Consider the following 23,615-nt stretch of genomic DNA (forward strand, 5'->3'; position numbering starts at 1 on the left):
CGAACGACCTTCGCATGACCGCAGAGCGGGAGGTGTGGCGGGAGGCACTCGGAGTCGTGCTCGCCACCAGTGCGTACGGCATCTCGTTCGGTGCGCTCGCCGTGGCATCGGGTCTGGATGTCTGGCAGACCTGCGTGCTCAGCCTGCTGATGTTCACCGGCGGCTCGCAGTTCGCGTTCGTCGGAGTGTTCACCGCCGGCGGGCTCGGTGCGCTGCCGTCCGCCATCGCCTCCGCCGCTCTGCTCGGCGTGCGCAACGTCGCCTACGGCATGCGGATGTCGCCGCTCATCGGCGGAGGAGCGCGAACAAGAGCTCTCGCCGCACACTTCACGATCGACGAATCCACGGCGGTCGCGATCTCTCAGGACGACCCGCGGCTGCGCCGCGTCGGCTTCTGGGTGACCGGCGTCGGCATCTTCGTCGGCTGGAACATCACGACGCTGATCGGCGCGCTGGTGGGCGACGTCCTCGGCGACCCGCGGACGTGGGGGCTGGATGCTGCCGCTGCCGCCGCCTTCCTCGCGCTGCTGTGGCCGCGCCTGAAGCAGCGCCAGGCCGTCGCGGTGGGGATCGCCGCCGCGGTCGTCGCAGCATCGCTGACGCCGTTCATCATGCCGGGGCTCCCCGTTCTCCTCGCCGCTGCCGTGGCGATCGTGGTCGGCTGGTTCAACTGGCTGGGCCGCCCCGCAACCGCCGCTGCGGGCTCGGCATCCGCCGGCTCCGCGGCCCCGGGCGGGGCGGAGGACGCGCGATGAGCCTGTGGAGTGCGATCCTGCTGGCGGCCCTGATCTGCCTGTCGCTCAAGGCCATCGGCTACCTCGTGCCGCCGAAGGTGCTCGAGGCGCCTCGCCCGGCGCGGATCTCCGACCTGCTCACGGTCGCCCTGCTCGCGGCCCTCGTCGCCGTGCAGACGCTCGGCGACGGGCAGGCGGTCACGGTGGACGCCCGGGTGCCTGCCGTGCTCGTCGCCGCGGGCCTGCTGTGGCTGCGGCAGTCCTTCCTCGTCGTGGTGATCGCCGCAGCGGCCGTCGCCGCGCTGCTGCGTCTTCTCGGCCTCGCGGCCTGACCGCGGCCGCGTAGGATCGTCTGATGCACATCAGCTGGATCTCGAGGGTGCTGTCGTGGGTCGCGGCGGCGCTGGTCGGCGGTGTCTTCGGCATCGCCGGGACGATCGGGCACAGCCTGATGTGGGGGCCGATTCCGGTCGGGCTCGCCGTGGGGACGATCGCCTGCGGCGCCATCCTCGTCGCGATCCGCGGGCTCACGCACGATCGCGGGGCGACTCTCGCCGCCGGTCTCGGGATGCTCGGGATGCTCGTGCTGATCTCCGGGGTCGGACCGGGCGGCTCCGTCGTCGTCGAGGACACGCTCGCCGGCCAGGTGTGGACCTACCTCGTCGCCGGACTCGTGCTCGTCGCGGTCGCGTGGCCGTCATTCTCCCGACTCCCGGTGCGCACCCAGGCCGGCCGAGGGGCCGCAGGGCCTGTCGCGGACCCCGCCGCGCCCCTGATCACCGACGTGCCGAGAGCCGCCGGGGGAGAACCGACCGCCCGTGAGTCGTAGACTGAAGCCGTGACGTATGTGATCGCCCTTCCGTGCGTCGATGTGAAGGATCGTGCCTGCATCGACGAGTGCCCCGTTGACTGCATCTACGAGGGTGAACGCTCGCTGTACATCCACCCCGACGAGTGCGTGGACTGCGGTGCCTGCGAGCCCGTGTGCCCCGTCGAGGCGATCTACTACGAGGACGACCTCCCCGAGGAGTGGCAGGACTACTACAAGGCGAACGTCGAGTTCTTCGACGAGATCGGCTCGCCCGGCGGCGCCGCCAAGGTCGGCGTCTACACGTTCGACCACCCGATCATCGCCGCTCTCCCGCCCCAGGGCGAGTAGGCCGTGAGCGTCCGCGACCTCGCCGACTATCCGTGGGATGCCGTCGCACCGTTCCGCGAGCGCGCGGCACAGCATCCGCAGGGCCTGGTGGACCTCTCCATCGGCTCGCCGGTGGACCCGACGCCGGAGCTGATCCGCAGGGCTCTCGCTGAGGCGACCGACGCCCACGCCTACCCGCAGACCGTCGGGACTCCCGCACTGCGCGAGGCGATCGTGGACTGGTACGCGCGGCGCCGAGGCGTGCCAGACCTCCGGGTCGACAACGTGCTGCCCACGATCGGCTCCAAGGAGCTCGTCGCGCTGCTGCCGACCCTGCTCGGGCTCGGCGAGGGCGACATCGTCGTGCATCCGCGCGTGGCGTACCCGACCTACGACGTCGGAGCCAGGGTGGCCGGCGCCACCCCGTTTGCAGCCGATGACCCGGCCGAATGGCCGGAGGGTGCGAAGCTCATCTGGATCAACACCCCCGGCAATCCCGACGGGCGCACCTGGACCGTCGATCAGCTGTCCGCCGCCGTGAGCCGCGCTCGCGAGCTCGGCGCCACGCTCGCGAGCGACGAGTGCTACGCCGAGCTCGGCTGGGACGGGCCCTGGGCGACCGAGCCGATCCCGTCGATCCTCGACCCCCGGGTCACCGGCGGCAGCAGGGCGAACCTGCTCAGCGTGTACTCGCTCAGCAAGCAGTCGAACCTCGCCGGGTACCGCGCCGCGTTCGTCGCAGGATGCGAGCGGGTCGTCGGAGAGCTGCTCACCGCGCGCAAGCATCTCGGTCTCATGCCGCCAGCGCCGGTTCAGCATGCGATGGCGGTCGCTCTGCGCGACGACGAGCATGTCCGCACGCAGAAGGAGCTGTATCGCGCCAGGCGCGACACGCTCCGCCCCGCACTGGAAGCGGCAGGGTTCCGGATCGACGGGTCGGAGGCGGGCCTGTACCTGTGGGCGACGGAGGGCCGCGACGCCTGGGAGAGCATGTCGAGGCTCGCCGAGCTCGGCATCCTGGCCGGACCGGGACCGTTCTACGGCGAGCACTCCGCTGCGCACGTGCGGCTCGCACTGACGGCCCCGAGCGAGCGCGTCGATGAGGGCGCCCGTCGCCTGCGCGGAGCACTGTAGAGAATCTCCTCATGTGTCGCATCCTTTTGGCGGATGTCACAGTAGGCCGGCGCGGCTACTAGGCTGTAGAGGCGATTCGGTCGTCATCCCCCAGACCGAACTGAAGAGGAGGCCCGCGTGAGCGCAGCGGCAGACCAGCAGGCGACAGCGAAGCTGACCATCGGCGACACCACCGCGGAATTCCCGCTCGTGCGGGGCACGGCAGGGCACGACAGCATCGACTTCACGACGCTGACCCGCCAGACCGGCTACACGGGTCTCGACTACGGCTTCGTCAACACGGCATCCACGAAGTCGGAGATCACCTTCATCGACGGCGACAAGGGCATCCTGCGATACCGCGGCTACCCGATCGAGCAGCTCGCCGGCAACACCAGCTACCTCGAAGTGGCGTGGCTGCTGATCTACGGTGAGCTGCCCTCGGCATCCGAGCTCGCCGAGTTCGACGACAAGATCCGCCGACACACGCTGCTGCACGAGGATCTCAAGCACTTCTTCTCGGCGCTGCCGCACACCGCGCACCCGATGTCCGTCCTGTCCTCGGCCGTGGCCGCGCTCTCGACCTACTACGAGGGCCAGACCGACCCGCACAACCCCGAGCACGTCGAGCTGAACATGGTCCGGATGCTCGCCAAGCTCCCGGTGATCGCCGCTTACGCGCACAAGAAGAGCGTCGGCCAGGCGTTCCTCTACCCTGACAACTCGCTGAGCTTCGTCGACAACTTCCTCAAGCTGAACTTCGGAGTACACTCCGAGCCCTACGAGATCAACCCGGTCATGTCGAAGGCGCTCGAGCTGCTGCTCATCCTGCATGAGGACCACGAGCAGAACGCCTCCACGTCGACCGTCCGCCTCGTCGGCTCGACCGGAGCGAACCAGTTCGCCTCGATCTCCGCCGGCATCCAGGCGCTCTCCGGCCCGCTGCACGGCGGCGCGAACGAGGCCGTGCTGACGATGCTCGGCCAGATCCGCGACTCGGGACAGAGCGTCTCGCGCTTCGTCGAGCGGGTGAAGAACAAGGAAGAGGGCGTGAAGCTGATGGGCTTCGGGCACCGGGTCTACAAGAACTACGACCCGCGCGCCAAGCTCGTCAAGGAGGCGGCCGGCGAGGTGCTGTCCGAACTCGGCGTGACGGATCCGCTCCTCGATCTCGCGCAGGAGCTCGAGGAGCTCGCCCTCGCAGACGACTACTTCCGCGAGCGTCGCCTGTATCCGAACGTCGACTTCTACACCGGCGTCATCTACAAGGCGATGGGCTTCCCGACCCGGATGTTCACGGTGCTGTTCGCGATCGGGCGTCTTCCCGGGTGGCTCGCCCAGTGGCGCGAGCTGCAGAACGACCCGCAGACGAAGATCGGCCGCCCGCAGCAGCTGTACACGGGATCGCCCGAGCGCACCTTCCAGACGCGCTGACGCGGACCGGACCCGTGCCGGTCGTCACCGCAGAGGCCGTGGTCCCGGTGGATCCGGCGACGGCGTTCGCGATCTCCCAGACGACCGGCGCCGTGCGCCGCCGGTGGGATCCCTTCATCAGCGAGCAGCACTTCCTGGACGACGCGGATGCCGCAGCCAAGGGCGTGCGCACCTTCACGAGGCAGCGACTCGGCTTCGCGATGATCAGTCGCTACGTCTCCTACGCGCCGCCGACGAACGTCGGCATGATGATGGAGAGCGGCCCGTGGTTCTTCGAGAAGCTCGGTGGCGGCTGGCGGTTCACCGCAGTCCCCGAGGGCACTCTCGCCGTGTGGAAGTACAACTTCTCCTGCCGACCGGCCTGGCTCGCCCCGATCGCCGACTGGATCGGCATCCGGGTGCTCGGCTTCGAGGTCAGGAGGCGGCTCGCGGGTTTCGTCCGCGGATGCTCCGACCCGCTCGTGCTGCAGGCCGTGCGCCGCTGACATCCGCGCGGTCCCTCGGGGGATGACGACGGCGCCCCGCCTGCGTGTCCACGCCCCACTGCTCTGACGCGTGCCAGGTGGGGTGTGGGCGACCAGACGGGGCGCCGTGTGTGTGGAGGGTCAGCGGCCCTGGTAGCCGCGGCCGCCGCCCTGACGCGACTGACCGCCCTGACGAGCCTGGCCGCCGCCCTGACGGGAGGCGCCGGGCTGTCCCTGACCGCCCTGGCCGGAGCGGGGACGACGACGACGAGCGGGAGGAGTGGTGGCTCCGCTGCGCTCACCGCCGGCGGGGCGCTGCTTGGCCGGCTGGCGCTGCGGCTGAGCCTGGACCGGCGCGGGGCGCACGTGAGGGGCGCGCTCCGGCACGAGCTCGGTGACGGCGCTCGCCGTGACCTCCTCGAGCGGCGCCGTGATGGCGGCCTTGCGCAGCAGGTCCTTCACATCGCGACGCTGCTCGGGCAGGACGACGGTGACAACGGTGCCTGCGGCGCCGGCACGGGCGGTGCGGCCGGAGCGGTGCAGGTACGCCTTGTGCTCCATGGGCGGGTCGACGTGCACGACGAGGTCGACGTTGTCGACGTGGACGCCGCGCGCGGCGACGTCGGTGGCGACGAGCACGCGGACGCCGCCGTCCTCCGGGTCGGACGAGAACGCGCCGAGGTTGCGCTCACGGGCGTTCTGCGACAGGTTGCCGTGCAGATCGACGGCCGGGATGCCGGACGCGGTGAGCTGCTTGGCGAGCTTCTTCGCCTGGTGCTTGGTGCGAGTGAAGAGGATGCGGCGGCCGGTGCCGGACGCGAGGTCGCGCACGAGCGTGGTCTTGTTGTCGGTGGAGTCGACGACCAGCACGCGGTGGGTCATCTCGCCGACGGGCACGCTCGCCTCGTCGACCTGGTGGCTCACGGGGGAGTCCAGGAAGCGGCGGGCGAGGGTGTCGATGCCGCGGTCGAGCGTCGCGCTGAACAGCAGGCGCTGTCCGCCGGCCGGCGTCGCGGTCAGGATGCGGGTGACACCGGGGAGGAAGCCGAGGTCGGCCATGTGGTCGGCCTCGTCGAGCACGGTGACCTCGATACCGTCGAGCTGCACGACCCGCTGCTTCATCAGGTCCTCGAGACGGCCGGGGCACGCCACGACGATGTCGACGCCGTTGCGCATGGCCTGCTCCTGCGGACGCTGGCTGACGCCGCCGAAGACGGTGGTGACCTTCAGTCCGGCGGCTGCGGCGAGCGGGGCGATGGTCGCGGCGATCTGGGTGGCGAGCTCGCGGGTCGGGGCGAGCACGAGGCCGCGCGGGTGACCGGGGCGGCTCTTGCGTGCGGATGACGCGAGGCGGGCGACGAGGGGAAGCGCGAACGCGATGGTCTTGCCGCTTCCGGTGCGTCCGCGGCCGAGGAGGTCGCGGCCGGCGAGGGAGTCGGGGAGCGTGTCGCGCTGGATGGCGAACGCCTCCGTCTTGCCGTCGGCGGCGAGAACGGCGGCGAGGTCGGCGGGCACGCCGAGATCGAGGAAGGAAGTCATGGGGGTATCTCCGAAAATGCACGCGCGCAGAGGCCGGGTGCGGGGAAGGGTGGGCGACGGCGCGGGATCGCGCATCGTTTCGCCGTTCGAAATGGCCAGAACCAGCTAGTGGCGCGGGAGCGTGTCGACGACGCAGACGTCTCGCATGGCGAGTGGCGTCACGATGACACTATCACGCGCCGCCCGCGTTACCCTGTGAGCCCGCCCCGCCGCGCGTCAGGCGTGCAGCGCCTCGTTCAGGGTGACGCCGACGCCGGCGCGGCGCACAGCCTCGACCGCTCCGCTGAGCGAGTTGCGGCGGAACAGCAGACCGTCCTGACCGGAGAGGTCGGCGCCCTTGACGGTCTTCCTGGCGCCATCGGCGGTGACAGGACCGTCGACCAGCACGATCTTGGTGCCCGCCGTGACGTAGAGGCCGGCCTCTACGACGCAGTCGTCGCCGAGAGAGATCCCGATGCCGGCATTCGCGCCGAGAAGAGTCCGAGACCCGATCGACACGCGATGCGCGCCGCCGCCCGAGAGCGTGCCCATGATCGACGAGCCGCCGCCGATGTCGCTGCCGTCGCCGACCACGACACCCTGCGAGATGCGACCCTCCACCATCGAGGCTCCGAGCGTGCCGGCGTTGAAGTTGACGAAGCCCTCGTGCATCACGGTGGTGCCGGGGGAGAGGTGAGCGCCGAGGCGCACGCGCGAGGCGTCGGCGATCCGCACGCCGGCGGGCTGGACGTAGTCGGTCAGCCGGGGGAACTTGTCCAGGCCCTGGACCTGAATGCCGGCGCGCTGCAGCAGCGGCCGCAGCCGTGCGGCGTCGTCAGGGTGCACAGGGCCGGCGTTCGTCCAGGCGACGTTCGGCAGGTGGCCGAAGACGCCCTCGAGGTTCAGCTCGTTGGGGCGCACCACGAGGTGCGAGAGCGCGTGCAGTCGCAGGTACGCGTCGGCGGTCGATGCGGGGGCCTCATCGAGGTCGATCTCCAGCTGCACCGTCTCCACGGTGACGTTGCGGCGCTCGTCCGGGCCGGTGAGCGCCTCCAGCGCGGAGAGCGCGGCCGCGGCATCTTCGGCGGAGGGCGCCGTCGCGAGCACCTCGGGGAACCAGGCGTCCAGGACGGTGCCGTCCCCGGCGATCGTCGTGAGTCCGGTACCCCATGCCGTGCGCGCGTCAGTCATGCCACAACGCTACCGAATCCGGCGACGTCGTCCGGCCCGCGAGACTTCACGAATGTCACATTTCTCAGTCGGAACAGTGACATTCGTGAAGTCTCGCGGGCTGAGGGGCGCAAGTAGGCTGGGGGCATGGTGCTCGATCTGACCGCGTCCTCTCTCGACCTCACCCGTGCGATCTGCGACATCCCCAGCGTCTCGGGGGAGGAGAAGACCCTCGCAGACGCGATCGAGCAGGCGATCAGCGGCTATCTGCATCTGGAGGTGATCCGGCACGGCAACACGGTCGTCGCGCGCACGGATCTCGGACGCGAGCAGCGGGTCGCGATCGCCGGGCACATCGACACCGTGCCCATCAACGGCAACGTGCCCACCAGGGACGTCGAGGTCGACGGCGTCCCCGTGCTCTGGGGCCGCGGCACCGTGGACATGAAGGCAGGTGTCGCGGTGCAGCTGAAGCTCGCCGCAGAGCTGACCGATCCCGTGGTCGACATCACCTGGATGTGGTACGACAACGAGGAGGTCGAGGCGTCGAAGAACGGTCTCGGGCTGCTCGCCGCAGTGCGCCCCGACCTGTTCGAAGCCGACTTCGCGATCCTCGGCGAGCCCTCGAACGGCCAGGTCGAAGGCGGCTGCAACGGGACCCTCCGCGCCATCGTCCGCACCCGCGGAGTCAGAGCGCACGCCGCCCGCGCCTGGATCGGCGAGAACGCCATCCACCGTGCCGCCCCCGTCCTCACCAGGCTCGCCGAGTACCGCGCCCGAGAGATCCCTGTGGAGGGGCTGCTGTACCGCGAGAGCATGAGCGCCGTGCGGATCGCCGGCGGCGTCGCGGGCAACGTGATCCCCGACGCCTGCGAGGTCGAGGTCAACTACCGCTTCGCCCCGAGCAAGACGGCGGCTGACGCCGAGGCGCACATCCGCAGTGTCCTGGCGGGCTTCGAGGTGGAGATCACGGACGCAGCCGAGGGCGCGCGCCCTGGGCTCGACGCGCCGATCGCCCAGCAGTTCGTCAAGGCCGTCGGCGCCGAGCCGCGTCCGAAGTACGGATGGACCGACGTCGCGCGCTTCTCCGCACTCGGCATCCCCGCCGTCAACTACGGTCCGGGCGACCCGCATCTCGCGCACCATGACGAGGAGCGCGTGCCGATGGCGCAGATAGACGCCGTCGAGCGCGGGCTGCGCGCGTGGCTCACCTCGCGCTGAGCGCCGCGCGCCGGTGGGCGCAGCTGCCCGTCGCCGTGCGGATCGCCGGGGTGTACCTCGGCGCGCGGCTGATCACCACCGAGCTGCTCGTCGTGGCCGCCTCGCTGTCGACGTCGCTGTCGCGATTCGGCGCTGAACCGGGCCTCGTCGACTTCGTCCTCGGCTGGGACGCGCAGTGGTACTGGCTCGTGGCGGAGAGCGGCTATCCCGCCGAGCTGCCGCTCACCGATACCGGCGATGTCGCCGAGAACGCCTGGGCGTTCATGCCCGTGTTCGCGTACGCGGCCAAGGCGGTCGGGGTCGTGTTCGGATCATGGGGTGCCGGAGCGTTCCTGGTGTCCTTCGTCGCCGGCTACCTCGCCTGCCTCGCGCTGCACCGCCTGCTCAGAAACCGCATCGGCGGATCCGCCGCGATGTGGGCGGTGATCCTCTACGCCTCCGGTCCGATCGCGGCGATGTTCCAGGTGGGGTACGCCGAGACCCTGTTCCTGCTGCTGCTCTTCCTCGCGCTCGACGCGGTGACCCGACGCCGCTACCCCTGGCTGTACCTGATCATCCCGGTCATGGCGTTCACGCGGCCCGGCATCCTCGCGTTCGCGCTCTTCCTCGGCCTGCACGGCATCCTGCGATGGATGCGCCGCCGCGACGACCCTCTCGCCGCGCGTGAGGTCGTGCACATCGTCGCACTGGGCGCGCTCGCCACCGCGTGCGGCTTCGCCTGGCAGGTGATCGCCGCGATGGTCACCGGGGATCCGGGCGCGTACCTCGCGACGGAGCTCGCCTGGCGCCGGCACTGGGTCGCCGGAGGCGTCGAGACGTTCGTGCCCTTCGAGGGCTGGATCCAGGCCGCTCAGTTCTGGTTCGCGCAGTGGGGGCTGCCGCAGCCGTGGGGGCCGGTGGCGCTGGCGCTGCTCGTCGTCGCGGTCGGCGCGGCGCTGCTGTACTCGCCGCAGGTGCGCGCGCTCGGGGCCGACATGCGGCTGTGGAGCGCGAGCCACCTGCTGTATCTGCTCGCGGTCTTCTTCCCGCAGTCGAGCACGTTCCGCCTGCTGCTGCCGCTCAGCCCGCTCTGGGGTGCGGTTGCCGTGCCGCGCTCACGCTGGTGGCGCGTGGGCATCCTGCTGCTGTGCCTCGCGGGCCAATGGCTCTGGATATTCCACGTGTACGCGCTCGGGAACACGTTCTGGCAGGTTCCCTGATCGTGAATGCTTCGTGCATTTGTTCGCAGGTGACATCCAGGTCCCGGTGACACCCGATAAACTGGTTCCATACCACCGGAGGAAAAGGAGCCACGATGGCAGCGATGAAGCCGAGGACCGGAGACGGACCCATGGAGGCCGTGAAAGAAGGGCGACTCATCATCGTGCGCGTCCCGCTCGAAGGCGGCGGACGACTGGTCGTCTCCGTGAACGACGCAGAGGCCAAGGAGCTTCACGACGTGCTCGCAGCCGTCGTGGCGCCGGCCTGACACCTGACGAGCTGAGAAGGGCGACGGATCTCCGGATCCGTCGCCCTTCTTCGTGCGCGCGTGCGCTCGTGCTCGTCAGTCGCTGTCGGCGACGCTGATCAGCTGCAACAGGCCCTCGCCGGTCGTCGACACCGTCGCGAGGACGGCGGAGGACTCCTGGGTCTCCTGGATCAGCGAACGGTACGCCGTGGTGACCTCGTCGCGCTGCACAGGGTCGGCGACCCGCCCGCCAGCGAGGACGCGGGGGACGAGCACCATGCCGCCGGTGCGGACGAGGCGCAGGCCATGCTCGACGTAGTCGATGACGTTGTCGGCGTCGGCGTCGACCAGGACGATGTCGTACGACGCCTCGTTCATCCGGGGGAGCACGTCAGCGGCACGTCCCGTGATGAAGCGCGCCTTGGTCGCGGGCACCCTGGCATCGGCGAACGCCTGGCGGGCGGCGGCCAGGTGCTCCGGCTCGTTGTCGATCGAGGTCAGCACGGCCTGCGGGGCACCGCGGAGCAGCCAGAGGCCGGACACGCCGGCGCCGGTTCCGATCTCCACGATCGACCGGGCGCCGGTGGCGGCGGCCAGCACGGCGATCTGCGAGCCGACGGCTGCACTGACCGGCGCTGCACCCAGCTCGACGGCGTGTGCGCGGGCGCGGGCGATCGGATTCGGCTCCACGATCGATTCGCGGATGAAACGTGCGTTCGCGTCATGCTCGCTCATGTTCTCCAGGGTATGTGCTCGATGTGCATCGAGAGGGCAGGCGCGGCGGTAGCCTGGGGACATGACGTTCGGGCTCACCTTCGAGAAGCTGCTGCTGATCGGTCTGATCGCTGTGCTCATCATCGGGCCCGAGCGGCTGCCGAGGGTGGCCGAGGGCTTCGCGAAGACGGTGCGCCGGGCCGGTGAGTACATCCGCGACACGAAGTCCAAGATGCGCGACGAGATCGGCCCGGAGATCGACGACGTCGACTGGCGCAAGCTCGACCCGCGCCAGTACGACCCGCGGCGCATCATCCGCGACGCGCTCCTCGAGGACGCGCCCAAGCCGGTCTCGGCGCCCGCGATGGCTGCACTCGCCGAGCCGAAGGCCGCTCCGAAGGTGCTTCAGGAGTTCTCCCGCACCAGCCCGCCGCCGTTCGACCCCGAGGCGACCTGACCGCGATCGCTGCGGTCAGCCGATCGCGGTGCGCAGCCGGGCGATCTCGTCGTCGGTGAGCAGAGCGCGAGGGATCGCGGTCGCGGCGGACGTGCCGCGCAGCTTGAGGATCACGGCGTCCCTGCCCGCCCGGATGCTCTGGAACGTGTCGTACCGGATCTCGGAGGTGCGGCGTCCGGCGCCGACCTGCAGCACCTCATCGCCCACGGCGACCCACACGACCGTCTCCGGCGGCATCACCGCGCGCACGGCGCGCCGGGCGCCGGACACCGTCAGCACGACGGCATAAGCCATCAGGGCGACGCTGATCAGCGGCATCCACGCGGCGGTCCCCGCATCGTCGACGCCGGCAGCGGTCAGGGCGTTGAGATTCAGGATGCTGAGCACCAGTGCGCCCGCGAGCGCCACCCACATCACGATCGCCCACGGGCGCGTGAGCGAGTAGATCGCCGCATCTCGCGCCATCCGGCGCAGCAGTGATTCGTCGATGGTCAGCGAACGCGGCGAGGAGGGCACCGCGTCATTCTGCCACGGTCGCCGTCAGCGCAGCGTCATCGGAAGGGAGCGCCCGGCGAGACCGCGGCCCTGCTCGGCGAGCGTCCTGGCGAGATCGCGGATCGCGCTCGCCGCGGCATCCGACCGGTCGCCGGTGACCACGGGGACCCCCGCATCGCCGCCGGCACGCAGCGCGGGGCTCAGCGGGATCGACGCCAGCAGCGGCACCGCAGCGGATTCGGAGAGGGCCTCCGCGACCGCGGCTCCGCCGCCGGAGCCGAACAGGTCGACGACGGTGCCGTCCGGGAGCGTGAAGGCGGCCATGTTCTCCACGACCCCGATCACGCGCTGTCCGGTCTGGCGGGCCACGAGCCCGCTGCGGATCGCGACGTCGGAGGCCGCCGCCTGCGGCGTGGTGACGACGAGGACCTCGGCGTGCGGCAGCAGCTGTCCGACCGAGATCGCGATGTCGCCGGTGCCGGGAGGCATGTCGATCAGCAGGATGTCGAGATCGCCGAAGAACACGTCGGTGAGGAACTGCTGCACGGTGCGGTGCAGCATCGGGCCGCGCCAGGCGACGACGGATTCCCCGTCGCGCAGGAACATGCCGATCGAGATCGTCTTCACCCCGTGCGCCACCGGGGGGAGCATGAGGTCGTCGATGCGGGTCGGCTGGGTGCCGGCGGGGATGCCGAGGAGGCCGGGGATCGAGAATCCGTGGACGTCCGCGTCGACGAGACCGACGGCGAGGCCCTGCTCGGCGAGGGCGACGGCGAGGTTCGCGGTCACGGTGGACTTGCCGACCCCTCCCTTGCCGCTGGAGACCAGGATCACCCGAGTGAGCGAGTCGGGGCCGAACGGCATCTGCCGTGCGGGGCGGCCGTCGCGGAGCTTCTCGGTGAGGGCCTTCCGCTCGGCGGGCGTCATCACGCCCACCTCTACGTCGACCTCCGCGATACCGGGGACGGATGCCGCGGCCTGGCGGACGTCGGATTCGATCCTGGCCGCGGCCGGGCAGCCGACGATGGTCAGCACGATGCCGACCTGGGCCTTCGCGCCCTCGACTGTGATCTCGCGCACCATGTCGAGCTCGCCGATCGGACGCCGCAGCTCGGGGTCGCTCACCGCCGCGACTGCGGCGCGCACGGCGTCGACGGAGCTCATCAGGCGGGGCTGCCGCTCTTCTTGTCCGGCGACCTGTCCGGCGACCTGTCCTGCGCCCTGTCGTCGTGCTCGAGCTCGGCGAGCAGCGACTTCAGCTCCTGTCGCAGCACGTCGCGCGTCACCGCCTGCGTGTTGCGCTCCTCGAGCGACATGCGCAGGGCGACGATCTCCCGCGCCAGGTACTCCGTGTCGGCCAGGTTCCGCTCGGCGCGCTGACGGTCCTGCTCGATCTGCACGCGGTCGCGGTCGTCCTGACGGTTCTGCGCGAGCAGGATCAGGGGCGCGGCGTAGGAGGCCTGCAGCGACAGCATCAGGGTGAGCGCCGTGAAGCCGAGGGCGGCGTCATCGAAGCGAAGGTGGTCGGGCATGAGCGTGTTCCACACGATCCACAGCACGCAGAACAGGGTGAGGATCAGCAGGAACGCGGGGGTGCCCATCGCCCGCGCCACCCACTCCGTGAACCGCCCGAAGCGGTCGCGCGACGTCGACCGCTGACGAGTGGTCCCGCGGCCGAGGGGTGCGTCGAGGCGGGGCGAGCGTGCCATCAGCGCACCTCCTTCGAGGCGGGCTCGTCGTCGTCGTGGGTGCGCCAGTCGTCCGGCAGCAGGTAGTCGAGCACGTCGTCGACGCTGATCGCGCCGACGAGGCGGTGCGCGGCGTCGATCACGGGCAGCGAGACGAGGTCGTAGCTCGCGAGCATCCTGGCGACTTCCGCGGCCGACGCTGTCACGGGCACCGGCTCGAGGCTGTCGTCCATGATCGCGCCGAGCCGCTCGTGCGGCGGGTAGCGCAGCATCCGCTGGAAATGCACCATTCCGAGCAGGCGCCCGGTGGGGGTCTCGAACGGCGGCAGCGTCACGAACACCGCGGCGGCGAGCGCGGGGTGCAGCTCGTGACGGCGGATCAGCGCGAGGGCCTCGGCGACGGTCGCGTCGGCGGACAGGATGATCGGCTCCGGCGTCATGAGTCCGCCGGCGGTGTCGGGACCGTAGCGCAGCAGCATCCTGACGTCCTCCGCCTCCTCGGGCTCCATCAGCTCGAGGAGCTGCTCGAGCCGGTTCGGCGGAAGCTGTGCCAGGAGGTCGGCGGCGTCGTCCGGCTCCATCTGATCGAGGATGTCGGCGGCGCGCTCGTCGCCGAGGCGGTCGAGGATGTGCACCTGCTCGTCCTCCGGCATCTCCTCGAGCGCGTCGGCGAGGCGGTCGTCGGAGAGCTCCTCCGCGACCTCGATCATGCGCTGCTGCGGCAGGTCGAGCAGGGTGTTGGCGAGATCGGCCGCGTGCAGCTCGGCATAGGACGCCACGAGCTGCTCGGCCGACTGCGACTCGCCGGGGGCGCGCTGCTCGGCGACCTCGTTCCAGGCGGCGAAGGTCGTCGCCCCCTTGGCGAACGGCGAGGCGCTTGTCTTCGGTCGGCGCAGGAACAGCTGGCTGACCGCCCATTCCCCGAGGCGATTCGGCTCGATCGCGACGTCCTCGATCACGGCGCTGCCGCTGCCGTCGACGAGGCTCACGCGGCGGCCGAGGAGCTCGGCGAGCACGCGCACCTCGCCGGCGCGCGGCGAGAAGCGGCGCACGTTGATGAGACCGGTGGTGATCACCTGGCCGGCGCGGATCGAGGTGACCCGCCCGATCGAGAGGAAGACCTGACGGCGCCCCGGGATCTCGACCACGAGGCCGATCACGCGGGGGGAGGCCGTACTTCGGTACACGACGACGACGTCACGGACTTTGCCGAGCCGGTCGCCCACGGGGTCGAAGACGGCGCAGCCTGCGAGGCGCGCGGCGAATACCCGTTGTGTGCTCACGCTTCCAGCGTAGTGCGCGACCCCGCTGCGGTTCAGTTCCGTGGCGGTTCCGGGGAAGCTCATCGGAGGGCATGGAACAATGGCGAGATGAGCATGCTTAATCGTCCGGCCGACTCCAGCGACACCGGCGAGGTCGTCGCGTCGACCAGAGACTACGAGAGCGCGCAGAAGACCGTGTCGAAGCTGATCGCGTCGGAGGTGCCCGCGCGGGACATCGCGATCATCGGTCAGAGCGTGCGCACCGTCGAGCGCATCACCGGCCGGCTCGGCTACGCCGCGGCCGCTCGATCCGGTGCGATCAACGGCGTGCTGATCGGCCTGTTCCTGTCGGCGATCCTCGTTCTCGGCACGCCGGACGTGCCGATCCAGCTCTTCGTCGGTTTCGTGTTCATCGGCGTGGCCGTCGGCATGCTGCTCAGCCTCGTCACCTATGCGATCGTGCGTCGCCGTCGCGACTTCGCGAGCGTCACGCAGTTCGCGGCCGATCACTACGAGGTGACGGTGAAGGCGACATCGCTCGCGAAGGCGCGTCAGGCGCTCGGAGCGGTTCGCCCGACGACCGTGCGCCCTCCGGTGAACCTCGATGAGCCGCCGAGGTACGGCGAGCGCATCACGCCCGGTGGCGGTCAGACGCCGCCCGCCGTGCAGCCGGTGATCCCTCCGCGTCCTGCCGCTCCCGGCTCCGCGCCTGAGGCTGGGGAGGCGGAGACGCCGGCGCCGGCGGTCGATCCGGCGGACGACACGCCCGCGGACGGTCAGGCCGAGAACGGCCGATGATGCGCGGGTCGGTGAGATGACCGAGCTGCGGGTGGAGCTGCCGGCCGGGCCGACGACGGTCTCGGCGGACTGGACCGCCGGCGGCAACGGCGTGACGGTGATCGTCGCCCACGGCGCGGGAACGGGGAAGGACCATCCGTTCCTGACGGGGTTCACCGCTGGACTCGAGGTTCTCGGGTTCTCCACGCTGCGTTTCAACCTCCCGTACGTCGAGCAGGGCAGGCGGATGCCGGGCCCGGCGACGCACGCGGTCGCGACGTGGAATGCCGCCGTCGCCTATGCGCGCACCGCAGACCCCGCCGCGGCCGTGTGGGCGACCGGCAAGTCGTATGGCGGCCGGATGGCGTCGATGGCTGTGGCCGAGGGGCTCGTGGTCGATGGACTCGCCTACCTCGGCTATCCGCTGCATCCGCCGGGCAGGCCCGAGAAGCCGCGCGCCGAGCATCTGCCCGCCATCGCTGCGCCTCAGCTGTTCGTCGAGGGCACGAACGATCCGTTCATCCAGCCGCTGGCGCAGTTCGAGGAGGTCGTCGCGACCTGCCAGGACGCGCGCGTGGTGTGGGTCGAGGGCGGTGGCCACACTTTCGAGGTGAAGGGGCAGAAGCGCCCGGCATCCGAGATCGGCGCGTCCCTCGCGCCGTTCGTCGCGGAGTCCGCCCGTCCCTGACACGATGGCTGGGTGACCCTCGAACGCATCGCCCTCATCTCGGACGTCCATGGCAATCTGACGGCGCTCGAGGCTGTACTGGCCGACATCGAGCGCCGGGGGATCTCGCGCATCTTCAACCTCGGGGACACCGCGGGCAAGGGTCCTCGCGGCGACGCCACGGTTCGCCGCTGTCGCGAGGCGTGCGAGGTGAGCGTGCGCGGGAACTGGGACGACTTCCTCCCCGCGATCCCCGACGACGGCCCTCCCGAGATGCTCTGGTGGCGCGACGAGCTGTCACCCGAGAGCCGCAGCTGGCTGGCCGCGCTTCCGCTGAGCGTCGATCTCGAGCTCAGCGCACGACGCATCCGCCTGTTCCACGCGTCGGCTGAGAGCCCGCACGTGCGGGTGCATTTCCATCACACGCCGGAGCAGTTCGCGTCGATGTTCGAGAACACCGAGATGACCGGCGCAGGGCCGGTGCCGGACGTCGTCGGGTACGCCGACATCCACGATGCGTACATCGAGTCGGTGGACGGGCGGATGCTGTTCAACACCGGCAGTGCGGGCAACCCGCTCGACGATCCGGCGCCGTCCTACGTGATCCTCGAGGGCGGGCCCGACGAGTCGTGGCCCTTCGGCGTGCAGTTCGTGCGGGTGCCCTATGACGTGGAGGCCGAGATCGCCGTCGCCGAGTCGCTGAGGATGCCGACTCGGGATGTCTGGTCCGTCGAGCTTCGCACTGCCGTCTACCGCGGGCGGCAGCGATGAGGGGCCTGCACCACGTCGAGGTCTGGGTCGCCGATCTCCACGCGGCCACGGAGTCATGGGGCTGGCTGCTGGCTGCGCTCGGCTTCGAGTGCGCCGGCGAGTGGCCGGACGGACGGACCTGGGACGCCGGAGGGGCGTACGTGACGCTCACCACCTCACCGAACCTGTCGGCGTCGGAGCACGACCGTCGGCGTCCTGGCGTGAACCATCTGGCCTTCCGGGGAGGTTCGCCGGAAGAGGTGGATGCCGTCATGTCCGCCGCCGGCGCGCAGGGCTGGCGGCCGCTGTATCACGACCGGTATCCGCACGCCGGCGGCCCTGGGCACTATGCCGGCTGGCTGGAGAACGACACAGGGTTCAAGGTGGAGATCGTCGCGGAACCCGGCTGAGCGGCATCCGAGCAGTCAGCCCTGCTGCACGCGCGCGATCCACGCCTCGACCTCGTCGGCGGTGCGGGGGATGCCGGCCGAGAGGTTCACCGGGCCGTCCTCCGTCATCAGGATGTCGTCCTCGATGCGCGCGCCGATGCCGCGCAGCTCCTCGGGCACGGTGAGGTCGTCGATCTGGAAGTACAGGCCCGGCTCGATCGTGAACACCATGCCGGGTGCGAGCAGGCCGTCGTAGTACATCTCGCGTCGTGCCTGCGCGCAGTCGTGCACGTCCATGCCGAGGTGGTGCGAGGTGCCGTGCACCATGTACCGGCGGTGCTGGCCTCCGGCATCCGCGTCCAGTGCCTCTTCGGCCGTGACCGGGAGAAGACCCCATTCGGCGACGCGGGCCGCGATGACCTTCATCGCCGCGCCGTGCACCTCGCGGAAGGGAACGCCGACCTGCGCCGCCTCGAACGCGGCATCCGCAGCCTCGCGCACCGTCTCGTAGACCCTCCGCTGCACGTCGCTGAAGGTGCCCGAGATCGGGAGCGTGCGCGTGATGTCGGCCGTGTACAGGCTGTCGGCCTCCACGCCCGCGTCGAGCAGGATCAGCTCGCCCGGCACGACCGCGCCGTCGTTGCGCGTCCAGTGCAGGTAGCAGGCGTGGGGTCCGGATGCCGCGATCGTGTCATAGCCCTCGCCGTTGCCGTCCTCACGGGCGCGGCGGTGGAAGACACCCTCCACGACGCGCTCGCCGCGGGAATGCGCCACCGCCGCAGGCAGCGCACGGATGACATCGTCGAAGCCGTTCGCGGTGATCTCCACCGCTCGGCGCATCTCGGCGATCTCGAATTCGTCCTTGATCAGGCGGAGCTCCGAGACGAATCGGTCCAGCTCGTCCGACGCCCCGATCGTCAGCTCGCCCTCGGCGGCCTCGAACTCGTCGAGGTGCGCGGTCGCGATGCCGAGGTCGGCTGCGGTGCCGGCCAGCGACGGCCGAGGGCCGATCCAGAATTCGCCGACGGTGGCGTCGGCGTAGAACTCGGTCGTGGTGCGGTCGGCCCGCTCGCGGAAGTACAGGGTGACGTCGTGGCCGCCGTCGACCGGCTCGAAGACGAGCACCGAATCCGGCTCGGAATCCGATGCCCAGCCGGTGAGGTGCGCGAACGCGGAGTGCGGGCGGAACACGTAGTCCGTGTCGTTGCTGCGCTGCTTGAGGGAGCCGGCGGGAATCACGAGGCGCCTGCCGGGGAATGCGGCTGACACGGCGGTGCGGCGCACAGCGGCATACGGCGCCTGTGCGCGGGCGACCGGCATCGACTCTGTCCGCTCCGCCCAGCCCGTGGAGATGGTCTCGAGGAAGCCGCGGGGGAACGGATCCTTGCGGTTCTTCGTTCCTGTCTGCGCTGCGCGGTCGGACGGTTCTGCGGGGATCTCGACGGCGTCGTCGACGGGGGGCTCAGCGATCGTGTCGCGCTCTGCGGTGTTCATCCCACCAGTCTGTCACCTGGCGTGCCGGGGCGCGGGCGTTTCGTCTCGCTGCGCTCGCTCAACGACCGGGGGCGGGCTCGAGCTGCACGACCAGCGCACGGTGGTCGCTGCCGCCCGCGTCTTCGAGCACGACAGAGCCGGTCGGGGTCCAGTCTGCGGACGCCATCACATGGTCGATCGGCGCGCTCAGGAGCGCGGGCAGCGAACTCGGCCAGGTTCCGCTGAAGCCGTTGCCGGTGCGGGAGGCCGCGTCACGGCAGTTGCCCATGTCGCCGCCGTCGACGCCGAGGTGCGCCATGTGGTCGACGGTGGCGTTGAAGTCGCCGGCGAGGATGAAGTCCCCGGCCGGGCACTGATCCGCGATCCACTGCAGATCGCTGCGCCACTGGTCCATCTCCTCCTCGCGGGGAGCCACCGCGTGCACCGCGACGACCGTCGGGCCCTCGCCGGTCACCGGCATCAGCACCGCACTCGGCACCGAGCCCGTGTTGCTCGACCCGTCCTGCGACGACGCGATGACCGAGTACTCGCCGAGGTCGGGGGAGACCAGCACGGTGGTCTGCCAGGACTTCGGCCCGTCGACCACATCGGGTCTGAACTGCACGTGGTGCACCCACATCGGGTGGCCCTGCTCCCGCAGCATCACGGCGATCTGCTCTCCGACCGCCTCGGTGGTCTCCGGAAGGGCCACGATGTCGGCGCCCTGATCGAGGATCTGCCCCGCGATCTCCTCCGCGGTGACCGCCTCGCCCGCGGTGTTCCAGGTCAGCACCCTGAGGCTGGCCTCGGTCTCGGCCGGCAGGGTGTTCGCGCCGAATCCCCGCGAGAGCCCGACGACCCCCGTGGCACCGGCGCCGAGCAGGGCGACGATCAGGACGGATGCCGCGAACCCGCGCAGCGGTCGGGCCAGGAGCAGCAGCAGTGCGATCGCCGCGACCACCAGGAATCCGCCGAGCACCACGCCGCGAGCTGCGACGATCTGCGCGAACGGATACGTCCGCTCGAGGTCGAAGAACTGCGGCCACACCAGCACCGCCGTCACTATGGCGAGCAGGACGGTGAACAGGATCCCGAGGAGTCGAAGCATCCCCACAAGCCTAGGAGCGCCGGCTGTGAAGTGCCTGCCGCGAGGCGCGCGAGTCCCGCGCCGGCGTCGGTACGCTCAGAGGATGGCCTCAGCTCCCACCCCTCGCATCGCGGGTCCCGTCGACCTGCACATGCACTCCAACCATTCCGATGGCACGGAGTCGCCCGCGGAGGTCATGCGCCAGGCGCACGCGCACGGCGTGCGCACCGCGGCCCTCACCGACCACGACCGGACCACGGGATGGGATGAGGCCGCCGGTGCAGCAGCAGCCCTCGGCATGACCCTCATCCCGGGGATGGAGCTCTCCGCGAAGCACGAGTGGCGCAGTGTCCACGTGCTCGGCTACCTCTTCGACCCGCTCGACGCGGCGCTGCGCGCCGAGACCGACCGCATCCGCGGCGATCGCATCGGACGGGCTGAGCGGATCGTGCGCAACATCGGCCGCGATTACGACCTCCTCTGGGAGCACGTGGTCGAGCAGACGACGCTGGACGCGACGGTCGGCCGTCCCCACATCGCCGACGCCCTGATCGCGCGCGGCATCGTCCGCGACAGGACCGAGGCCTTCGACGGCATCCTGCACCCTCGTGAGGGGTACTACGAGCCGCACTACGCGCCGGATCCGCTGACCGCGGTCCGGCTGATCACGCGGGCCGGGGGAGTCGCGATCATCGCGCACCCGGTGACGTCCGGCCGCGACCGGATGATGCCCGTCGCCTTCATCGAGCGGCTGATCGCCGCAGGCCTCGGCGGGTTCGAGATCGACCACCGCGAGAACACCGCGGGCGGCAAGCGGATGCTGCGCGAGATCGCCGCCGCGCACGACCTCATCGTCACCGGCTCCAGCGACTACCACGGCAGCGGCAAGCCCAACCTCCCCGGCGAGAACACCACCTCGGAGGAGATGGCGGCGAGGCTCGTCGACCGGGCGACGGGCACGGCGCCGCGCTTCCCCTGACGCTCGGCGTTCTGTCGGGATACTCCCTGCCGGCTGTCGAGCTGGGCGGATACTGTTCCGGGCATGCAACGAGCGACGTCACTCGAGCAGCGCATCGATGCGGCCGCTCACCGCGTACTCCAGGAAGCCCCGGCGAACGGCATCCGCTCGGGCCTCGTCGAGGTGACCGTGTTCATTCTCAAGCAGGCATGGGCCTGTATCTTCGGGGCGACGCTCCTGGTCGTGATCGTCGCGGCCCGGCTCTGGTACCCGGACGATGCGACGATCGCGCGCAACGACGCGCTCACGATCACCGCGGTGCTGATCCAGATCGCGATGCTGGCCTTCCGCCTCGAGACCGGGCGTGAGCTGTGGGTGATCGTGCTGTTCCATCTCACCGGGACGGCCATGGAGCTGTTCAAGACCGATGCCGGCTCCTGGGCGTATGCGGCGGAGGGAATCCTCCGCATCGGCGGAGTGCCGCTGTTCAGCGGCTTCATGTACGCCGCGGTCGGCTCGTACATGGTGCGGGTGCACCGGCTGTTCGATCTCGGATTCACCCGCTATCCGCGTCGCTGGGTGACGACGGTCCTCGCAGCCGCGATCTACCTGAACTTCTTCGTCCACCACTTCTGGTGGGACGCGCGGTGGATCCTGCTGGCGCTGGTCGTGCTGCTGTGGCTGCCGACGATCATGCATGCGCGGCTCTGGCGTCGCACGCTGCGCCTGCCGCTGCTCGCGGTGTTCGCGGGCGTCGCGGTGTTCATCTATCTCGCCGAGAACATCGGCACCTGGGCCGGCGCCTGGGCGTACCCGGATCAGGTCGAGGCCTGGCAGCCGGTCTCGCCGAGCAAGCTCAGCTCCTGGTTCCTGCTGATGATCATCTCCGTCGTGATGGTCACCTGGATCCACCCGCCACGGGCGCCGCTGTCAGCGCGTGCGCAGACGGAAGAGGGTGCGGATGCCGCAGCATCCGCACCCTCGGAGTCCGTTCAGGCCCCGACGACGGGAGCCGCTCCGGCAGCGCCGGAACCGCCGCGGCGGCGACGACGACGGCGAGCCGGAGCCGGCTTGCCGTCGTGATGCTCCTTGCCCGCGCCGTCGTGCGTGCCGGCGCCCTCGGCGCTGCGGTCCGCGGCGGGCGCGGCGGGCGCATCGTCCGTCGACGTCTCTGCGCCCTCGACGAACGTGGACCCGACCGGCGTCGAGCCGCCGCGACGCCGGCGGCGACGACGGGTGCCGCCCTCCTCGGTGCCCTCGGCCGCGGCATCCGCTGCCCGCTCAGGGCGCGGCGTGCGCGGGGGCCTCTCGGCCTTCGGCGCCGTCACCAGGCGGCCCTTCGTCCCCTCCGGGATGTCGAGGTCGGTGTGCAGGTGCGGACTCGACGAGTAGGTCTCGACGGGCTCGGGCTGACCGAACTCGAGGGCGCGGTTGATCAGGGCCCACTTGTGCAGGTCCTCCCAGTCGACGAAGGTCACCGCGATGCCGGTCTTGCCGGCGCGGCCGGTGCGGCCGGCGCGGTGCAGGTACGTCTTGTCCTCATCCGGGATGGTGTGGTTGATGACGTGCGTGACGTCGTCGACGTCGATGCCGCGCGCGGCGACGTCTGTGGCGACGAGGACGTCGCGCTTGCCGGCCTTGAACGCGGCCATCGAGCGCTCGCGCTGGTCCTGCCCCATGTCGCCGTGCACGCCGCCGACATTGAAGCCGCGGTCGCCGAGCTCGTCGACCAGGCGCTGCGCCGCGCGCTTCGTGCGCGTGAAGATCACGGTCTTGCCGCGGCCCTCGGCCTGCAGGATCCGGGCGATGATCTCGTCCTTGTCGAGCGAGTGCGCGCGGTAGACGAGGTGCTTGATGTTCGCCTGCGTGAGGCCCTCGTCCGGGTCGTTCGCGCGGATGTGGATCGGGTTCGTCATGAACCGGCGGGCGAGCGCCACGATCGGCCCCGGCATGGTCGCCGAGAACAGCTGGGTGTGCCGCACCGAGGGGATCTTCTGGAAGATCTTCTCGATGTCGGCGAGGAAGCCGAGGTCGAGCATCTTGTCGGCCTCATCGAGCACGACCTCCGCCGCGTTCGACAGGTCCAGCAGACGCTGACCCGCGAGGTCGATGAGGCGGCCGGGCGTGCCGACGACGATCTGCGCGCCGGCCTTCAGCTGGTCGATCTGACCCTCGTAGGCCTTGCCGCCGTAGATCGCGACGACGCTGGTCGAGCGGTTGCTGGTGAGCAGGTCGATGTCCTCGTACACCTGCACCGCGAGCTCGCGGGTCGGGACGACGATCAGGGCCTTGACGCCCGGCGCGGGGTCGAGGCCCAGGCGCTGCACGACCGGGATGCCGAAGCCGAAGGTCTTGCCGGTTCCGGTCTTCGCCTGGCCGATGATGTCCTGGCCGGGCAGCCCGAGCGGGATGGTCTGCTCCTGGATGGGGAATGCGTCGATGATGCCTTTGGCGGCGAGCGCGTCGACGATGTCCTGATCGATGCCGAGATCAGAGAAAGTTGTCACTGTATTCAGATGCCTGTCCGGCGACCTCAGGAGGATCGCCACGTTCACGGATCCACGCCGTCTCTTGTGCCACAGGCGCGGGCCCCGCTCCGACGGCGGGGACAGCCCCAGCCTACCCGAGGGGTCGTGTGCGCCTGGAAGAGGGACCTTGC

The 23,615-nt window shown here is 70.4% G+C and carries 27 protein-coding genes; 17 read left to right on the forward strand and 10 right to left on the reverse strand.

The genetic code is table 11. From position 1 onward, the window contains the following. The first annotated feature begins 14 nt into the window (after positions 1-14). The 7 genes from IPV10_RS01960 to IPV10_RS01990 all read left to right on the forward strand — a co-directional run bounded on the left by IPV10_RS01960 (position 15) and on the right by IPV10_RS01990 (position 4,904). Positions 15-755 carry an AzlC family ABC transporter permease gene (locus tag IPV10_RS01960; protein ID WP_207479855.1) on the forward strand — a complete coding sequence of 247 codons (741 nt, stop codon included), beginning with the start codon at positions 15-17 and terminating at the stop codon, positions 753-755. Beyond that, positions 752-1,066: an AzlD domain-containing protein gene (locus tag IPV10_RS01965; protein ID WP_207479856.1), complete on the forward strand. Its 315-nt coding sequence runs from the start codon at positions 752-754 to the stop codon at positions 1,064-1,066. The genes IPV10_RS01960 and IPV10_RS01965 overlap by 4 nt, the downstream gene beginning before the upstream one ends. Positions 1,067-1,089: 23 nt before the next feature. Then, entirely contained in the window at positions 1,090-1,563 is a 474-nt protein-coding gene (locus IPV10_RS01970) for a histidinol dehydrogenase (RefSeq protein WP_242684523.1), read from the forward strand. 9 nt (positions 1,564-1,572) lie between these two features. After that, positions 1,573-1,893 carry a ferredoxin gene (gene fdxA / locus IPV10_RS01975; protein ID WP_207479858.1) on the forward strand — a complete coding sequence of 107 codons (321 nt, stop codon included), beginning with the start codon at positions 1,573-1,575 and terminating at the stop codon, positions 1,891-1,893. A 3-nt stretch (positions 1,894-1,896) separates the two neighbouring features. After that, positions 1,897-3,006, forward strand: coding sequence for a succinyldiaminopimelate transaminase (dapC, locus tag IPV10_RS01980; protein WP_207479860.1), 1,110 nt, complete (start codon positions 1,897-1,899; stop codon positions 3,004-3,006). 117 nt (positions 3,007-3,123) lie between these two features. After that, a complete protein-coding gene (locus tag IPV10_RS01985) occupies positions 3,124-4,419 on the forward strand; it encodes a citrate synthase (protein WP_207479862.1) in 1,296 nt (431 codons plus the stop codon). 14 nt (positions 4,420-4,433) lie between these two features. Continuing rightward, the gene (locus IPV10_RS01990) at positions 4,434-4,904 is read left to right on the forward strand and encodes an SRPBCC family protein (RefSeq protein ID WP_207479864.1); all 471 of its coding nucleotides are present in this window, start codon (positions 4,434-4,436) and stop codon (positions 4,902-4,904) included. A 120-nt stretch (positions 4,905-5,024) separates the two neighbouring features. Here the strand turns inward: IPV10_RS01990 and IPV10_RS01995 are convergent, their stop codons facing one another. After that, positions 5,025-6,422 (reverse strand): DEAD/DEAH box helicase, encoded by a 1,398-nt coding sequence (locus IPV10_RS01995; RefSeq protein ID WP_207479866.1) that lies wholly within the window; start codon positions 6,420-6,422, stop codon positions 5,025-5,027. 216 nt (positions 6,423-6,638) lie between these two features. After that, positions 6,639-7,592, reverse strand: a complete 954-nt coding sequence (gene dapD, locus IPV10_RS02000) for a 2,3,4,5-tetrahydropyridine-2,6-dicarboxylate N-succinyltransferase (protein WP_207479868.1) — start codon at positions 7,590-7,592, stop codon at positions 6,639-6,641. Between the two features lie 126 nt (positions 7,593-7,718). On the opposite strand from dapD, the gene dapE reads away from it, so the two are divergent. The 3 genes from dapE (at position 7,719) to IPV10_RS02015 (ending at position 10,260) form a co-directional block, all read left to right on the forward strand. Continuing rightward, on the forward strand, positions 7,719-8,792 hold the full coding sequence (dapE, locus tag IPV10_RS02005; protein ID WP_207479870.1) for a succinyl-diaminopimelate desuccinylase: 1,074 nt from the start codon (positions 7,719-7,721) through the stop codon (positions 8,790-8,792). Then, entirely contained in the window at positions 8,774-9,991 is a 1,218-nt protein-coding gene (locus IPV10_RS02010) for a hypothetical protein (RefSeq protein ID WP_207479872.1), read from the forward strand. The genes dapE and IPV10_RS02010 overlap by 19 nt, the downstream gene beginning before the upstream one ends. Positions 9,992-10,086: 95 nt before the next feature. Beyond that, positions 10,087-10,260 carry a DUF3117 domain-containing protein gene (locus tag IPV10_RS02015; RefSeq protein ID WP_017203323.1) on the forward strand — a complete coding sequence of 58 codons (174 nt, stop codon included), beginning with the start codon at positions 10,087-10,089 and terminating at the stop codon, positions 10,258-10,260. Positions 10,261-10,335: 75 nt separating this feature from the next. Here the strand turns inward: IPV10_RS02015 and IPV10_RS02020 are convergent, their stop codons facing one another. After that, the gene (locus IPV10_RS02020; protein WP_207479874.1) at positions 10,336-10,974 is read right to left on the reverse strand and encodes an O-methyltransferase; all 639 of its coding nucleotides are present in this window, start codon (positions 10,972-10,974) and stop codon (positions 10,336-10,338) included. Between the two features lie 61 nt (positions 10,975-11,035). Here IPV10_RS02020 and IPV10_RS02025 point away from each other — a divergent pair, with 61 nt between their 5' ends. Further along, the gene (locus IPV10_RS02025; RefSeq protein WP_207479876.1) at positions 11,036-11,410 is read left to right on the forward strand and encodes a twin-arginine translocase TatA/TatE family subunit; all 375 of its coding nucleotides are present in this window, start codon (positions 11,036-11,038) and stop codon (positions 11,408-11,410) included. A 15-nt stretch (positions 11,411-11,425) separates the two neighbouring features. Here the strand turns inward: IPV10_RS02025 and IPV10_RS02030 are convergent, their stop codons facing one another. The 4 genes from IPV10_RS02030 to IPV10_RS02045 are packed head-to-tail and all read right to left on the reverse strand — an operon-like array spanning position 11,426 to position 14,876. Next, positions 11,426-11,926, reverse strand: coding sequence for a YcxB family protein (locus tag IPV10_RS02030; protein ID WP_307861030.1), 501 nt, complete (start codon positions 11,924-11,926; stop codon positions 11,426-11,428). Between the two features lie 24 nt (positions 11,927-11,950). Next, a complete protein-coding gene (locus IPV10_RS02035; protein ID WP_207479878.1) occupies positions 11,951-13,069 on the reverse strand; it encodes an Mrp/NBP35 family ATP-binding protein in 1,119 nt (372 codons plus the stop codon). Continuing rightward, positions 13,069-13,614 (reverse strand): DUF1003 domain-containing protein, encoded by a 546-nt coding sequence (locus IPV10_RS02040; protein WP_207479880.1) that lies wholly within the window; start codon positions 13,612-13,614, stop codon positions 13,069-13,071. The genes IPV10_RS02035 and IPV10_RS02040 overlap by 1 nt, the downstream gene beginning before the upstream one ends. Continuing rightward, positions 13,614-14,876 (reverse strand): magnesium transporter MgtE N-terminal domain-containing protein, encoded by a 1,263-nt coding sequence (locus IPV10_RS02045; RefSeq protein ID WP_207479882.1) that lies wholly within the window; start codon positions 14,874-14,876, stop codon positions 13,614-13,616. The genes IPV10_RS02040 and IPV10_RS02045 overlap by 1 nt, the downstream gene beginning before the upstream one ends. 87 nt (positions 14,877-14,963) lie before the next feature. Between IPV10_RS02045 and IPV10_RS02050 the strand changes: the two genes are divergently transcribed. From IPV10_RS02050 to IPV10_RS02065, 4 genes are read left to right on the forward strand one after another with little or no spacing between them, the layout of a single operon-like run. Further along, positions 14,964-15,653, forward strand: coding sequence for a general stress protein (locus IPV10_RS02050; protein ID WP_242684525.1), 690 nt, complete (start codon positions 14,964-14,966; stop codon positions 15,651-15,653). Between the two features lie 16 nt (positions 15,654-15,669). Further along, positions 15,670-16,320 carry an alpha/beta family hydrolase gene (locus IPV10_RS02055; protein ID WP_207479885.1) on the forward strand — a complete coding sequence of 217 codons (651 nt, stop codon included), beginning with the start codon at positions 15,670-15,672 and terminating at the stop codon, positions 16,318-16,320. 12 nt (positions 16,321-16,332) lie between these two features. Beyond that, complete coding sequence (locus IPV10_RS02060) at positions 16,333-17,070, forward strand: metallophosphoesterase (RefSeq protein WP_207479887.1); 738 nt, start codon at positions 16,333-16,335, stop codon at positions 17,068-17,070. After that, positions 17,067-17,459, forward strand: coding sequence for a VOC family protein (locus IPV10_RS02065; protein ID WP_207479889.1), 393 nt, complete (start codon positions 17,067-17,069; stop codon positions 17,457-17,459). Before IPV10_RS02060 ends, IPV10_RS02065 begins: the two co-directional genes overlap by 4 nt. A 15-nt stretch (positions 17,460-17,474) precedes the next feature. On the opposite strand, the gene IPV10_RS02070 is transcribed toward IPV10_RS02065, so the two are convergent. Both IPV10_RS02070 and IPV10_RS02075 read right to left on the reverse strand, forming a co-directional pair. After that, positions 17,475-18,932 carry an aminopeptidase P family protein gene (locus IPV10_RS02070; protein ID WP_207479891.1) on the reverse strand — a complete coding sequence of 486 codons (1,458 nt, stop codon included), beginning with the start codon at positions 18,930-18,932 and terminating at the stop codon, positions 17,475-17,477. Between the two features lie 58 nt (positions 18,933-18,990). Further along, positions 18,991-20,019 (reverse strand): endonuclease/exonuclease/phosphatase family protein, encoded by a 1,029-nt coding sequence (locus IPV10_RS02075; protein ID WP_207479893.1) that lies wholly within the window; start codon positions 20,017-20,019, stop codon positions 18,991-18,993. An 82-nt stretch (positions 20,020-20,101) separates the two neighbouring features. Between IPV10_RS02075 and IPV10_RS02080 the strand changes: the two genes are divergently transcribed. Then, entirely contained in the window at positions 20,102-20,977 is an 876-nt protein-coding gene (locus tag IPV10_RS02080; RefSeq protein ID WP_207479895.1) for a PHP domain-containing protein, read from the forward strand. A 63-nt stretch (positions 20,978-21,040) separates the two neighbouring features. Next, the gene (locus IPV10_RS02085) at positions 21,041-22,039 is read left to right on the forward strand and encodes a DUF817 domain-containing protein (RefSeq protein WP_207479897.1); all 999 of its coding nucleotides are present in this window, start codon (positions 21,041-21,043) and stop codon (positions 22,037-22,039) included. On the opposite strand, the gene IPV10_RS02090 is transcribed toward IPV10_RS02085, so the two are convergent. Beyond that, positions 21,949-23,463 (reverse strand): DEAD/DEAH box helicase, encoded by a 1,515-nt coding sequence (locus IPV10_RS02090; protein ID WP_207479899.1) that lies wholly within the window; start codon positions 23,461-23,463, stop codon positions 21,949-21,951. The two genes, IPV10_RS02085 and IPV10_RS02090, sit on opposite strands and share 91 nt — an antisense overlap. Between the last annotated feature and the right edge of the window lie 152 nt (positions 23,464-23,615).

Origin of the sequence: Microbacterium sp. SD291 (assembly GCF_017355365.1) — a bacterium.
GTDB lineage: Bacteria > Actinomycetota > Actinomycetes > Actinomycetales > Microbacteriaceae > Microbacterium.